Origin of the sequence: Mesorhizobium sp. M1027, from assembly GCF_040318745.1 — a bacterium.
Classification (GTDB): Bacteria; Pseudomonadota; Alphaproteobacteria; order Rhizobiales; family Rhizobiaceae; genus Mesorhizobium.
Genome location: NZ_JAMYMW010000005.1, coordinates 132682 through 146469, shown reverse-complemented (window position 1 = coordinate 146469; position 13788 = coordinate 132682). Strand labels below are relative to the sequence as shown.

Here is a 13788-nt window from a genome sequence, read left to right as displayed (position 1 = left end):
GGTTTCAGGCTGCCCTTGCGGATTCGGCCAGGCGTCGCTTGAGGACCTGGACTAGGTAAAGTGATAATTGGCGGACATCAGACGGAACGTTCTGAAGCCCGTTCCAACGTCGGCGCTCGGCGCCGAACTCCCACTCGCCCTCGCTCCAAGCAGTCTTTCCCTTTAGCAGCCGCAATCCACTCGCGAATTCGTCGCGTGTGGCAGCACCGGTAACGCTGTTGAGAAAGTCCATGACATATCCAAGCGCGACAATGCCCGTGCCATGGATCAACCGAGAGGTCTTGGGCGTCTTGTCGGCCCAATCTTCTGCAAAGACGTGTTGCACAGCATGATAGAACTCGCTCATCATCGTGACGCCTTGATCTAGCAGAAGCTCATCCTCGCCGGCATAGAGACGCAGCGCGCCGTCACTCAGCGAATTCATGATAACCCTCTGGAGCACAGTGTCCCGGATCACCCCTTTTGGATTGGTTTGCTGCTTGATCAAACCTCTCAGCGACGACCCCTTGCGATAATTGAGAGCCTCAGTAGCAAGTGCCGCTTGTGATCGGCTGGACATGCGGTGCGGCAGGTCTCCCACTTTGGGGAGGAGCTCGTAAACCAGGGCCTTTGGGAGCGGGCGGGTGTTGTTCACGAGGATGAACTGCTTTTGCAACTCCTCCTCGGTCTGACAGATGAAGCCCGACACGAGCACTTCAAAATCACGGCTTCGAAGTTCAGACAGGGCTGTAAAGCGCTGTTGCCCATCGACGATCCAACCAGGTGGGCCGTCGGATGTGTCGATCACCAGTTGGCAGAGTCGGTTTTCTGGGCTCGCTGCCGGCTCGAGCCGAGCATGACCCATGAAAGCCACGACGATGGCATTGGGCAAGATCGCGTTCGGCTTTTCGAGATAGTCACGGATTTCGCGAATGTGCCCCGCGATCTGCGGTCGCTGAAAACCTTGCAGGGCGCCGCCATCATCGCGACCCGCCCGCTCGATTCTAGCAATGCGTGCAACCTGCGCAGCATCCGCAATGAAGGTGAAGACCGTCAGCTTCTCGCTCTGAACCGGCGCCAGCGCATCAAACCGAAGAAAATGATCCTTATTCATAGGCTCTCTCGTCGAAATTCGCTCAAATGGGTGTGAAAGACGTGGAGGTTGTGGATGCCGCGTCGTTTGTTACGATTTGAGGTGCGGAAGATCACGGCCTCTACGCCGCTCTCCCGACAAACTCGGCAGCTACATCGCTCCCAGGGACGATCGCCAAGGGTTTGGGCGTAGACCTTGCGCTGACGGGTTGCGGCGTCGGCACGACGGCTTGGTGACACCTCGTCGTGCCAGTTCAGGGCGGCCCAATAGTCCATCACGGCATCAAGGCTTTGGTCCAGGGTCGCGCCACCGTCAGCGTAAGCGCGGACGCCGCGAAGCGCGGCGTCTTCAAGACGCCTCGCGTCTTCCTGGTTGAGGCTGCCTTCCAGCGCCTTATGCTTGAGCTTGTTGTTCTGGGTGGCCTGCGGAATACGAATTGCGGTGTAGTACGAGAGGTCGCCGCTGGGCGTCCGTACCCAGTAATTTTTCCGGGCATCCTTGAAGGCGCGCAAGAGCGGTGACGTCGTATCGAAACTGGTTACACGGTACTGCTCCAGTACGGCCAGTTCCTCGATTTTCCCAAAACCGAGAAGATGCAGTCGAACCCGGTCGGGGAGAGCATCACGCAGAGCTTGTAAGACTCGGCGAATCTGATCGATCCTCAACGGCACGGTGCCGCCGATCGCCAAATAGTCGTATCCCATGCTGGCCAGGTTGCGGGCAGCTTGCGCCATACTCTCAGCCGACCAACCCTGTATGACCCCCATCGGAGTGAAGCCTGGGCCTATGCTCTTGGCAGATTTGTAGAACTCAGTCGCGTTCTGCAGCGTGATCTCGTAGCGACGGCGCACATCAGCTGGCACGTCGTCCAGGACCCGCGTTACCCCAAGGTCGTCAAAGTCGAAGATAAGGTGATCTGGCGAACATCCATGCGTGAAACCGGCATCAGCATAGAACTCCGCTGTGTCGTCGGCCTTGTAAGGCGGTTCCGGCAGGTTCCGATAGGTGAAGGCGCCGCAGTCGCCTATCAACAAGCTTCCCGGAAATCGATCGATCGGATAGCGCAGAAAGCGTCGAGCGCCCTCCCGACGAAAGCGCATCAACTGAGCTTCTGAATATTTTCCTGGCTGGCGAGCATCGCCGACGATGCCGCGGGAAACCAGGATACCGTCATACGGTGCTTGTTCTAGGAACTCGTGTGGGTACTGGTCATCACGGTGAACCGATCGACCCGCGCCGTTGCGATCAGCAACAAAGTCGTACTCTGGATCGATCGTATCAACGCTGTCAGCGAAAACGAATTGCATTACGCGACCTTTGCAAAGGCATGCATGTGGTCAAGGCGCGCTAGATGCCCAGACAACAATTTAATGTCGCGCCCGACGTTCTGAATCTCGTTCCAGTCGCGCTGCAACTCCGCCCATCTGCCACTCGTCCAGCGACAGTATGGAGCGATGCGCGCCAGCGACCCGGTCGCATGGAGCAGCAGGTCGGTACCAGGAGCCGCGCGAGACATCATGCGGTCCATCAATAGGCTCATCGCTTCGATGCCGGCTGAATGCATAAGCCGGCTTTCGGTCGGTGGACGACCCCACGCCTCAGGAAAGACGCGGCGCACAGCAGTCCAGTAAGCGACAAGTGTGCGGTACATTGCATCGACATCGGCGGGATATTCGGGTGTCGCCTTGTACGGAGCGAGAGCGCCAAGAGCGCTGTTGATGCTATTACGAATTGCCTTGATCAATGCTGAGTCCGTGATCACGGCGATCCCAGAATCTTCAGAAAGCCTTTTGATCAGGCCTTGGAAGGGAGAATCGGGAGAAGTCTGAAGGAGATTGACGAGTTCGCTCGGGATCTTCCGAGACGACAAGTCACGCGGAAAGGCGGTGTCCACTTCTGGGAGCAATTCGTTGATTAGCCGAGGATCGAGCGGTTTGGCTTTGTTGACCAAGATGAACTGTTCGCGATGAACGGACAGTTCCTCCGACACAAAGGCGACGACGGGAACCGGAAAGCTCTTGTTCTGAGCTTGCGATAGTGCAATCGAACGCTGCTGGCCGTCGACAATCCAAGCCGCTTTTGGTCCGTCGTTTGGAAGCGGGATTCGCAGTGTTCCGGCCTCGCACGACTTTACGTCGCCGCCCGGCTTTTCGCCCCGTGTCTGGGTGAAACGCGCGCGCGGCGATAGCGCGAGAATGATCGCGTTTGGGAATAGCACGGGCCCCTGATCAAGGAACTCCGTGATCGCTTGAACATGGCTCTTAATGCCTTTGCGCTGAAATCCCTGCAAGGAGCCTTCGCTGTCACGGTGGACGCGGCTGATCTCTGCAAACTTGAGAAGATCGGCACCGGCCACAAAGAATGCATAGACAGCCTTGTCTGCCTGTTCGGTACGAACGGCACGAACAGCCAGCATTGCTTCGGTGGTCCTTCGCGGACGGGTCATGCTGCTTCTCTTAGCTCCATAGCAGTCCGGTAGAGACGACTGAACCGCGATTGCTCGCACGCGACCCCATCTTCATCTCGAAGCGCACGGAGGATTCGTGCAATACCTGATTGTGTGTGAAGCCGTGCCAAAATTAGCTGGAGGATCTCCGCGTCATTGCGGCGCGGCCGCAACACGCGTTCGGGGGCCGTCACCGAGTTCATAGCCGCCTCCACTGCTGCATAGTCGGCATCCCGGTCATATGAGCCGCCGTTGAAGGCCACCAACCGAGCAAAGTGGAGCAAGGCTCGTTGAGGAAAGTCGGCTCGAGTACCCGGTAGGATCGTATCCAACCGATCGTCATACGGCACAAGCGATGGGCGGAGTGCGACCGGCAAGGCAGATGCAAGGGACGCGCCGAAGATTCGCAATCGCGCCCTGGCTTGAGGTTCCAGTTCACTGAGGCTGTTGCCCACCATCTCGGCATAAGGACGGGTGAGTGCTATCAGCACCCGTCCTGAATTTTGGCCGAACACATCTGTCCACTGATCCGAATGCGGACCTGACAGCAGGTTGGAAAACCAAGCGCCGACATCGAATTCATTTGAAATCCGGTGGGCGACAGACTCCGCGTATCCGTTGGAGACGGTGAGCCCATAGACGGGGACCTGCCGGTCGGCGGCCACCAGGCCCAATCCGGCAGAAATAATGTAGAGTCTGCCCTCAGCGATCTCTGCTGCCTGGGTCGCTAGTCCAAACCCGCGACCAGCATAAAGTGCTCCAGCAAGGAGTTCGGGTCGAAGGGCGCGTAGCTTGTCTATCCAAGCAGTTTGGACGGCATGCTGCGGACCAATTGGCAAAGAAATAGGCGTTGCAGCGAAAGGTGGTCGCTTCTTCTTTCGAAGGGTGCAGATGGTGATGACCACGGCGTCGGGTGCGCTCCCGACATAGCTAGCCGACGCGATATTCGTTGTCGATTTCATCGATAACTGCGCCTCAAATGACCTTTGTTGATTTCGCGCAATGGATATTGTTGCTGCATCTAGCGTATCGTGGCATGGCAAGCCACAACATACAGACAGTATCACAATTGCGGAAAAACAGCTACAGGAAATCGCACGGTTTTCAATTTGAAGGACGAACAACTGCTGGCCTCAAGACGGGTGGTGTTTGAGGGCTGCAGTAAGTGGGGCATTTGTGCGCTACTTCGATGGCGGAAATGTCAGCCAACGATCTGTGCGGTCAGCCGTCTTGGCGCCTCTACCAAATCAAGAGATATTCGATGACGGCCTGTTCCGCGATAAGGGTGAGCGCCGCTCGTAGACATTTTCCCGAGGCAAAGACAGCTTTTGAGGACACGGTGTCGCTTGGCGCTTCTAGGGGGTTCCGCCATCAAAATCGTGACCTTTGCCGCCACCTCTTCAAGGGTGGCGGTAAGGCGGTCTATTTGCGACGCGGTTGCCGCCAGTTCAGGGCCGTAACGGTAACGAGATACTCCGGGTTTTGGCTTAAAGACTGAAGATGCGTGGCGGTTTTCGTGCGAAGGCGCAGCCCGGCTTCCAGCGCGTGTTCTGTTCGCGCCGACAGGTCATGCTGCATTTTGCGGATCTGATTGGGATTCTGCCCGCGCTGGAGCGAAAGCGCGGTCAGATAAAGTTCGATCGCATGGATCGCCGACAATCTGAACGGCGCGCCTGTCAACGGCTTGCCGGGTCGGCCTTGTTGAAGGAGCAAGTTTGCCGCCTTGCGGTATTCTTCCGCCAGTTCGTGAGGCTGCTGCGGGGATGCAAGCTCACCGGGATACTTTCGTTGTTCGATCGTCATTTGCGCAATGTGACGAATCTAAGGGAAGCAATTCGTTGAGCAGAAATCATGGCGCTGTCGTATATCGCTTCCAGCGACGTTCGCTGCAGCCGGGCTGTCGGTCAGAAAGCCATCGGCTGACTTAGTATAGCGACGGCTCGTTGAGATGCGTTAAAATCGGACCAGACCGCACTGGATCGAGTCGGTCAGCCTCTGCGAGTGCCCAACATTTCCATGCTTCCAGTGCGAGGCATCCATATCAGCCGAACCTTCATTGATCGCGCGACGGACGCGCTCAAGAAGCGCGCGAATGTCTGCAGCTTGACGTAGTAGTTCGCCACTGGTCCGCAGGTTTTGGAGGCGCTGTTAGTTGAGTTGTGTCAACCGTTCTTGGCGCTGTTTTTCCTATCCGCTCTTGCTCTGCACGCTCCTCAGCTTCTCGCAGGCTAAGACCGAACTTTTTCTCTCCCGCCACGATGCTGAAGTAGGCGGGACGGACATCGCTGCGCGAAGGCGCTCCGGCAGATCCGTTCAAGGCGGGTCCGTCTGGCAAGTCCCGGCAATCTGCTCGACCGCCTGCTCAAATCCGGCAAGGTCGAAATCCGCTTGCCGCGCCCTGAAAGTAATCCGAACCGCCAGGAAAGTGAGCTGCGCTGCTGAGGACTCTTCTGTCAGACGGTCTAGGTTTCGCGCTTCGGGCCGAGCAGGAACACTATGAGGGCAGCGAGGAACGTGGCAACAGCACTGTAGGCAATGGCACTGGTAATCCCGGCATTGTCCACCAATAGTCCGCCGAAAATCGCGCCGGCTGCGATTGCCACTTGGAATGCTACGACCATCAGTACACCGGCGCTTTCGGCCTGCTCCGGAACGGCCCGCCGCACCATCCACGTCTGTAATCCCACCGGCACGGCGCCGAAAGCAAAGCCCCACCCGGCAACCGCAATCGCCGAGGCGAAGGCCGATGCTCCCACCGTCAGCAGCGAAACAGCGGCTATCGCTATGAGCAGCGGTGCAAGGGCCGCGACTGCCTTGAGACTGTACTCGGCCAGAAGCCCGCCGGCCAAATTGCCGAAGAATCCGCCGATGCCAAAAGCAAGCAACACAAGCGAGATCGTCTCGACGTCCAGCGCGGGAATCTTCTCAAGGAAGGCGCGGATATAAGTGATTCCGGCGAAGTGGCCGGAAGCGACCAACAGGACGACCAAAAGCGCAACTTTGACCATCGGAATCTTAGCCACATCCAGCAGGCTGCGGACGCTAGCCACTCCAATCGGAGGCAGCCTCGGAATGGTTATGAGTTGCACCAGCAGTGTAGCGGCGCCGCCGGCTGCGGCGAGCATGAACGCGCTTCGCCATCCCCAGATATCGCCCACATAAGCGCCAATTGGAGCTGCGCAAACGGTAGCCACGGAAACGCCGGTGAGGATGACCGACATGGCGCGCGGCAGGAGGTGGCTTGGAACGAGCCGCATCGCCAGTGCTGCCGACATCGACCAGAAGCCGCCGAGCGCTATGCCGAGCACAACGCGTGCAGTCAGGAGAACCGCCAGCGACCACGCGCCGGCCGCCAGAACGTCCGACAGGATCAGCAGCAGCGTCATGGTCCACATGACGGTCCTGCGGTCCAGGCGCTTTGTGATGATGGCCACCGTCGGCGCCGAGATCGCCCCGACGATAGCTGTCGCCGTCATCGCCTGTCCAGCCGCTCCCTCGCTGATACCGAGATCATGCGCGAGGGGCGTGAGCAGGCTGACAGGCAGAAACTCTGCCGTGACCAGCCCGAAGGTGCCCAAGGAAAGCGAAATGACCGCACCCCATGCGGGACCAGACGGTGGGACGGGCTTTTCTGGGTCGTGCAGAACAGCGGCCATGACGCCTGCTGCGGATTGGGTCATGAACGAAGTCTCCACTGTGATGCAATGCAACGTGATGTTGGCCGCCTTGACCCAAATCTAAAAACACAAGCGCATTTCCCGGCGGCGTTGCACGGAGGAGGGGATGTTCATTGCTTCGCGATATTTTGTGACGGTGCGGCGCGCAACATCGATGCCGGTTTCCTTCAGCCGGACAGCGATGTCCTCATCGGAAAGCACGTCGCCGGGAGATTCTGCGGCAATGATCGCTTTGATCCGATGCCGGACAGCTTCGGCGGAGTGCGCATCGCCGCCTTGGCAGGACGCGATCGCGACGGTGAAAAAATACTTCAGTTCAAAGACTCCGCGCGGGGTAAGCATGTACTTGTTCGAGGTCACCCGGCTTACCGTCGACTCGTGCACGCCGATCGCGTCAGCGACGGTTCTGAGATTGAGAGGCCGCAGGTGGGCGACGCCATGTTCCAAAAAGGCATCCTGCTGACGCACGATTTCAGCCGCAACCTTAACAATGGTCTTGGCGCGCTGATCGAGGCTGCGGATTAGCCAGGTCGCGTTTTGCAAGCATTCGTCGAGAAATGCTTTATCTTTCGAATTTTGGGGAGTTTGACGCGAGACTTCGGCATAGTAGCTTTGGTTGATCAGCAGCTTTGGCAGCGTGGCAGGATCAAGTTCGATCTGCCACCCGCCTTGCGGCGAGGGCGTGACCCAGACGTCGGGTATGATTGATTCAGACGCACCGGATTGGAATCGGTTCCCAGGCTTGGGATCGAGCGCCCGAATCTCATGCATCATGTCGAGAAGGTCTTCTTCATCGACGCCGCAATGCTGCTTCAGTGCCTCAAAATCGCGTCGCGCAAGCATTTCAAGATTGGCAACCAAGGATGCCATTGCCGGGTCGAGCCGATTTCGCTGGCGCAACTGAATCTCGAGGCATTCTCTGAGACTTCGCGCAAAAACTCCCGGTGGATCAAACTGCTGCAAGGTTCCGAGAACCCGTTCCACAACAGCCTCATGGACATTCAGGCTCTCGGCCAGCTCCAAAAGGTTTGCCCGAAGATAGCCAGTATCTTCCAGATCGGCGGCAAGCTGGCCAGCGATCAGCCGCTCCTGTGGTGTGAACGCAGTGAGGGCGATCTGACGAGCGACATGGTCGTGCAATGTTTCGGCGAGGGTGGCAAACTCGTCGAGGGAAGGGCCATTGCCCGGCGGGTTGTTGGTCGTGTTGCCGAGTGATTTCCATTGCCCGAGCCGTTCAGGCGACCCTGCCCCGGGCGGTCCTTCAACGGCGTTTGCGCCAGGGCCGACAGGCTGATCCGCTCCCGAAATCGAAACATCGCCAAAAGGCCCGCCATCGCTTGATGCAGATTCCAAGAGCGGGTTCTTCTCGATTTCCCGCTCCACGAACTGATGCAGTTCAGTATGCGCCAGTTGCAGCAAGCGAATCGACTCAATGAGTTGAGGCGATGCGACCATGGATTGCTTCTGGCGCTGAAGCAGGCTTGCTGAGGATTGCATGGTGAGCGCGATAATCCTGTCGAGGGAGCCTCTTGGGGCGGGCAATGGCACCAGTGAGACGTTTTCTAGGTCATGCGGCGGCTTTCAGCGTTTCGAGAACGTTTTGCGGAGATGAGACGCCATAGGGGTCGGCCTCGCAGTTGTCGGAGAAACCTTCCTCCTCGAACCACTGCTCCACCACGCCATTGTTGATCAGGGCGGCGTAGCGCCAGGAGCGCATCCCGAAGCCGAGATTGTCCTTTGCGACCAGCATGCCCATCTTGCGTGTGAACTCGCCTGAGCCATCGGGGATGAGCTCGACCTTCTGCAGGCCCAAGGACTTCCCCCACGCATTCATGACGAAGGCATCGTTGACGGAGACGCAGTAAATCGCGTCAATTCCCTCCTTCTCAAACTCATCATAGAGCTCTTCGAAATTGGGCAGTTGGTAGGTCGAGCAGGTCGGAGTGAAGGCGCCAGGCAGCGAGAACAGGATGACGCGCTTGCCGGCAAAGTAGTCGTCAGATGTCTTTTCTTCCCAGCGATATGGATTTGGGCCCTGGACTGACTCATCGCGAACACGCGTGAGAAAGGTGACGAAGGGAACCTTCTTTTGAACGGTCATCAACTTGCTCCTCAGGAAAAAACTGGCGCGCCGGATTCTGGCAGAGGCTGGCGCAATACCGAGCAAAGGCTCGTATGCCGGGCATGAATTGAGGCCCTCGCGGCTCGCACCCTCCTTTTTCCATCCCGATGTAGGGGAACGTCTTGGCTGCTGGTCTTCGTCACCCGAACGCCATCGATCTGAGCAAGTGGAGGCTGTCGAGCCGCTGGGGCAATCTTTCCACGGCTATGGCGCCGGAAGCGGCATCCATCCCTCGCGCTCGTGCCCGGGACAAAGTGATAGCGGGCCCGAAGTAGCCAATATCGAACGCGTGTGGAGGCCTCAAATGTGACTTCACGCAAGAGACCCGCGTTACTGAGCTGGTTCGGCGTATTGTCGAAGTTTGCCAGTGACACGACCTTGGCTTCGGTGGCTCTTTGATGGGGCTGTTGGGCACTCACATGCTGATCAGAACCGGTAGACGGCAATTGCGCGAGCGCCATGTGTTGGCGTGCCGCCATCGGACCAGCCGTGCGCAAAGCGGCTGCCGAGGAGGGACCTCCGGAGGAGATGATGTACCGATGTTCAGCGGGAACAGGCACCGTCTCCTCAGGCCACGGTCTAGAGCTTCGCGTGTCGGGCATGGCGCAAGTCGCTTTCATCGTGTTTTGATGGGCTCTGACCAGGAGCAGCAAGCGGCGTGCCATTTCAAATAGAGATGCTTTTGGAGCGATCCTTTTTCTTGGGAGGACCGTGTCTTCAAGACCGGGCGCGCCCTATAACCGCCTCGTCAGCACGCTCGACAAGGGTGCTGTATGGTGCGGATATGCGGCGCTTCCGCACCGGCTGGACCAAGACGAACCGAAAGCCGAGCCGATGCCCTACCTCACACCGGCGGGCACTGCAGCGATTTCGTAGCGTCTGCCGCAAACGTGTTCTTGCGTGCGCAGGCTCGGCTTTCGCGAACATGCGCCTGTCGCAGCAACCATGAGCGCGCGCTTCGGCAAGCGCCTGACTCCGTGAGGATCGAATTCCCCAATCGTGTCTGTTTGCCACCCTCTTATGTTCGAAACTGGACCAGAATGTCGCAAGCCCGACCGAAAGGTCGCCGAGGCGTACTATCCGACACTGTTCTGTCGCCTTTGTTGGCCCGCGGCACCGGCCTATTTCGCCGAGCTCTTGTCTGGCCTCAGGCTAACCCAATGAAAAGCAATCACAATTTTTTTCTTCTGCTGGGCCGGCCAAATTGGCACGAGTTTTGAAGCTCCTTCGTTGCGGGCCGGGAGCCGCCGACCGACCTTCATTTCGTGAATGGCACCGCGATCGATGGAACGAAGAAAGAAAAGCAAAATGTCAAATCCGCATCAGATAGCCTTCTATGGGAAGGGGCCTCGGCGAAACCGCCCCCTACCAAACAGGCTCGCCGCCCTTGTCGACCCTTGCGCAGGAAATCTTGATGGCCGGCTGCGACTCAAAGGCCCGCCACACTCGCCTTATCCTGAACTCGAAGGCGCAGGATGACGTTCTGCATCTCGCCGCGCGGTATGCCTAGGCAGTTACACGTTGGCCGACCTTGATAATCGAATCGGGCTACGCTGCGGAGGACGTCGTCTACATGCCTTCCTAAGCCATTCGCTGCCCGCAGCGCCTGCCGGTCACCTCCCGCCCTTCCATCGCTTAGAGATCAAGTGCCACCATGTCCGAACAACCCTTGCCGACGCTGCCGATGTGGCGCGTCGATCACATCGAGCCCTCGCCCGAGATGTTGGCGCAACGCGCCAACGGTCCGATCCACCGCGTGCGCTTCCCGTCCGGGCACGAAGGCTGGTGGGTGACAGGCTACGATGAAGCCAAGGCGGTGCTGTCCGACGCGGCGTTCCGGCCCTCGGGAATGCCGCCGGCGACATTCACCCCGGATTCGGTGATTCTCGGATCGCCGGGGTGGTTGGTCTCGCACGAGGGGGGCGAGCATGCCCGGTTACGCACGATCGTGGCGCCGGCCTTCAGCAACCGCAGGGTGAAGCTGCTCGCGCAGCAGGTCGAGGTGATCGCCGCGCAGTTGTTCGAGACACTGGCGGCCCAGCCCCAGCCCGCCGACCTGCGGCGCCACCTCTCCTTTCCACTTCCGGCCATGGTCATCAGCGCGCTGATGGGCGTGCTCTACGAGGATCACGCCTTTTTCGCCGGGCTGTCCGACGAGGTGATGACGCACCAGCATGAAAGCGGCCCGCGCAGCGCGTCGCGCTTGGCCTGGGAAGAACTGCGCGCCTACATTCGCGGCAAGATGCGGGACAAGCGCCAGGATCCTGGCGACAACCTGCTGACGGATCTGCTCGCGGCGGTCGACCAGGGCAAGGCGACCGAGGAAGAGGCGATCGGCCTGGCGACGGGCATGCTGGTGGCGGGGCACGAGAGCACCGTCGCGCAGATCGAATTCGGCCTGCTGGCCATGTTCCGCCATCCGCAACAGCGCGAACGCCTGGTCGGCGATCCATCCCTGGTGGACAAGGCGGTGGAGGAAATCCTGCGCATGTACCCGCCGGGCGCGGGCTGGGACGGCATCATGCGCTATCCGAGTACCGACGTGACCATCGCGGGCGTGGAAATTCCTGCGGAGAGCAAGGTGCTTGTCGGCCTGCCGGCGACGTCGTTCGATGCGCGCCATTTCGACGACCCGGAAATCTTCGACATCGGACGCGACGAAAACCCGCACCTGGCGTTCTCCTACGGGCCGCACTACTGCATCGGCGCGGCGCTGGCCAGGCTGGAACTCAAGGTGGTGTTCGGTTCGATCTTCCAGCGCTTTCCCGCGCTGCGCCTGGCCGTGGCGCCCGAAGAACTGAAGTTGCGCAAGGAGATCATCACTGGCGGGTTCGAGGAGTTCCCGGTGCTCTGGTGATGCGCGGACGCCGCCGGGAATCGCGATCTTCTCCGCAATTTGCCGGCGCTCCTGGCGCGCGCCGGTCAGATCAGCCAGCCAACAGGTAACCAAGATGGACGTGCAAGAAACCACGGCAGCATGCCGGGACGCCTTCGCCGAACTGGCGTCGCCAGCGTGCATCCACGATCCGTATCCATTCATGCGGTGGTTGCGCGAGCACGATCCGGTGCATCGCGCGGCGTCGGGCCTCTTTCTGTTGAGCCGCCACGCCGACATCTACTGGGCGCTCAAGGCCACGGGCGATGCTTTTCGAGGACCGGCGCCGGGCGAACTGGCGCGCTATTTCCCGCGTGCGGCGACCAGCCTGTCACTCAAGCTGCTGGCCTCCACGCTAGCGATGAAGGAATCACCGACGCATACGCGTCTGCGCCGGCTGATCTCGCGCGATTTCACCATCGGCCAGATCGACAACCTGAGGCCGACCATCGCTCGCATTGTCGCAGCGCGCCTGGACGGCATGGCGCCTGCGCTGGAGCGCGGGGAGGCGGTGGACCTGCATCAGGAATTCGCGCTGGCCTTGCCCATGCTGGTTTTCGGCGAACTGTTCGGCATGCCCCAGGACGACACGTTCGGGCTCGTCGCCGGCATCAGCGCCATTCTGGAAGGCCTGAGCCCGCACGCCAGCGATCCCCAGCTCGCCGCGGCGGACGCGGCCAGCGCCAGGGTGCAGGCCTACTTCGGCGACCTCATACAGCGCAAGCGCACCGATCCCCGCCACGACATCGTGTCAATGCTGGTCGGCGCACACGACGACGATGCCGACATGCTGTCGGATGCGGAATTGATCAGCATGCTCTGGGGCATGCTGCTGGGCGGCTTCGCCACCACTGCCGCGGCCATCGGCCATGCGGTCCTGGCGATGCTGGCGTATCCCGAACAGCGGCACTGGCTGAAGGGAGATGCCGTGGGGGTGAAGGCATTCGTCGAAGAAGCCCTGCGCTACGACGCGCCCGCCATGTTCAGCTCCATTCCGCGTATCGCCCAGCGCGACATCGAACTGGGCGGCGTGGTGATCCCGAAGAACGCGGACGTGCGCGTGCTGATCGCGGCCGGCAATCGCGACCCGGACGCCTTCGCCGATCCCGACCGCTTCGATCCCGTGCGGTTCTACGGCACCAGTCCTGGCATGTCGATCGACGGGAAGATCATGCTGACCTTCGGCCACGGCATCCACTTCTGCCTGGGTGCGCAACTGGCCCGAGTGCAGTTGGCCGAGAGCCTGCCGCGGATCCAGGCGCGCTTCCCCACGCTGGCATTGGCCGAGCAGCCGACCCGGGAGCCCTCCGCGTTCCTTAGGACGTTCCGCGCGCTGCCGGTGCGGCTGCATGGGCAGGGGGGCTGAGATGCGCGTCCTGGTCGATCAGGATCTGTGCGGAACTACCGGGCAGTGCGTGCTGACGCTGCCGGGCACCTTTCGCCAGCGCGAACCGGACGGCGTGGCCGAAGTGTGCGTGGCGACGGTCCCGCAGGCGCTGCACGCCGCCGTGCGGCTTGCGGCCAACCAGTGCCCGGTCGCCGCCATTCGGGTCATCGAAAGCGACGCTGGCCATGACGAGCGCGCCAGCGCCGACC

General features: G+C 60.1%; 11 protein-coding genes and 2 pseudogenes. 5 read left to right on the top strand and 8 right to left on the bottom strand.

Annotated features, from left to right (window positions below; translation table 11 throughout):
* Positions 1-4: 4 nt before the first annotated feature.
* The 8 genes from dbpB (NKH50_RS11640) to NKH50_RS11605 form a co-directional block, all read right to left on the bottom strand.
* The gene (gene dbpB, locus NKH50_RS11640; RefSeq protein ID WP_352878805.1) at positions 5-1093 is read right to left on the bottom strand and encodes a DGQHR domain-containing protein DpdB; all 1089 of its coding nucleotides are present in this window, start codon (positions 1091-1093) and stop codon (positions 5-7) included.
* A complete protein-coding gene (gene dpdA, locus NKH50_RS11635; RefSeq protein WP_352878802.1) occupies positions 1090-2379 on the bottom strand; it encodes a tRNA-guanine transglycosylase DpdA in 1290 nt (429 codons plus the stop codon). Before dpdA ends, dbpB (NKH50_RS11640) begins: the two co-directional genes overlap by 4 nt.
* Positions 2379-3488, bottom strand: a complete 1110-nt coding sequence (dbpB, locus tag NKH50_RS11630; RefSeq protein ID WP_352878799.1) for a DGQHR domain-containing protein DpdB — start codon at positions 3486-3488, stop codon at positions 2379-2381. Before dbpB (NKH50_RS11630) ends, dpdA begins: the two co-directional genes overlap by 1 nt.
* A gap of 26 nt (positions 3489-3514) precedes the next feature.
* Complete coding sequence (locus NKH50_RS11625; protein ID WP_352878796.1) at positions 3515-4480, bottom strand: hypothetical protein; 966 nt, start codon at positions 4478-4480, stop codon at positions 3515-3517.
* Positions 4481-4940: 460 nt separating this feature from the next.
* Positions 4941-5321, bottom strand: coding sequence for a hypothetical protein (locus NKH50_RS11620; protein WP_352878793.1), 381 nt, complete (start codon positions 5319-5321; stop codon positions 4941-4943).
* A 659-nt stretch (positions 5322-5980) separates the two neighbouring features.
* Positions 5981-7198, bottom strand: a complete 1218-nt coding sequence (locus NKH50_RS11615; protein WP_352878790.1) for an MFS transporter — start codon at positions 7196-7198, stop codon at positions 5981-5983.
* 57 nt (positions 7199-7255) lie between these two features.
* The gene (rpoN, locus tag NKH50_RS11610) at positions 7256-8692 is read right to left on the bottom strand and encodes an RNA polymerase factor sigma-54 (RefSeq protein WP_352878787.1); all 1437 of its coding nucleotides are present in this window, start codon (positions 8690-8692) and stop codon (positions 7256-7258) included.
* A 70-nt stretch (positions 8693-8762) separates the two neighbouring features.
* Complete coding sequence (locus NKH50_RS11605; RefSeq protein WP_352466644.1) at positions 8763-9296, bottom strand: peroxiredoxin; 534 nt, start codon at positions 9294-9296, stop codon at positions 8763-8765.
* Positions 9297-10028: 732 nt separating this feature from the next.
* On the opposite strand from NKH50_RS11605, the gene NKH50_RS11600 reads away from it, so the two are divergent.
* The 5 genes and pseudogenes from NKH50_RS11600 to NKH50_RS11580 form a co-directional block, all read left to right on the top strand.
* A complete protein-coding gene (locus NKH50_RS11600; RefSeq protein WP_352798312.1) occupies positions 10029-10193 on the top strand; it encodes a hypothetical protein in 165 nt (54 codons plus the stop codon).
* Positions 10194-10625: 432 nt separating this feature from the next.
* A pseudogene (nifH, locus tag NKH50_RS11595) lies at positions 10626-10818 on the top strand (nitrogenase reductase); the annotation flags it as partial.
* A gap of 153 nt (positions 10819-10971) precedes the next feature.
* Positions 10972-12174, top strand: a complete 1203-nt coding sequence (locus tag NKH50_RS11590) for a cytochrome P450 (protein ID WP_352878784.1) — start codon at positions 10972-10974, stop codon at positions 12172-12174.
* Positions 12175-12268: 94 nt separating this feature from the next.
* A complete protein-coding gene (locus NKH50_RS11585) occupies positions 12269-13558 on the top strand; it encodes a cytochrome P450 (RefSeq protein ID WP_352798315.1) in 1290 nt (429 codons plus the stop codon).
* Positions 13542-13685 (top strand): annotated as a pseudogene (locus NKH50_RS11580) (ferredoxin); the annotation flags it as partial. The gene NKH50_RS11585 and the pseudogene NKH50_RS11580, both read left to right, overlap by 17 nt.
* Between the last annotated feature and the right edge of the window lie 103 nt (positions 13686-13788).

Bases quoted from the DNA above. Each gene is read 5' to 3' on its own strand.
- dbpB (WP_352878805.1), bottom strand. From the start codon at position 1,093: ATGAATAAGGATCATTTTCTTCGGTTTGATGCGCTGGCGCCGGTTCAG.
- dpdA (WP_352878802.1), bottom strand. From the start codon at position 2,379: ATGCAATTCGTTTTCGCTGACAGCGTTGATACGATCGATCCAGAGTAC.
- dbpB (WP_352878799.1), bottom strand. From the start codon at position 3,488: ATGCTGGCTGTTCGTGCCGTTCGTACCGAACAGGCAGACAAGGCTGTC.
- NKH50_RS11625 (WP_352878796.1), bottom strand. From the start codon at position 4,480: ATGAAATCGACAACGAATATCGCGTCGGCTAGCTATGTCGGGAGCGCA.
- NKH50_RS11620 (WP_352878793.1), bottom strand. From the start codon at position 5,321: ATGACGATCGAACAACGAAAGTATCCCGGTGAGCTTGCATCCCCGCAG.
- NKH50_RS11615 (WP_352878790.1), bottom strand. From the start codon at position 7,198: ATGACCCAATCCGCAGCAGGCGTCATGGCCGCTGTTCTGCACGACCCA.
- rpoN (WP_352878787.1), bottom strand. From the start codon at position 8,692: ATGCAATCCTCAGCAAGCCTGCTTCAGCGCCAGAAGCAATCCATGGTC.
- NKH50_RS11605 (WP_352466644.1), bottom strand. From the start codon at position 9,296: ATGACCGTTCAAAAGAAGGTTCCCTTCGTCACCTTTCTCACGCGTGTT.
- NKH50_RS11590 (WP_352878784.1), top strand. From the start codon at position 10,972: ATGTCCGAACAACCCTTGCCGACGCTGCCGATGTGGCGCGTCGATCAC.
- NKH50_RS11585 (WP_352798315.1), top strand. From the start codon at position 12,269: ATGGACGTGCAAGAAACCACGGCAGCATGCCGGGACGCCTTCGCCGAA.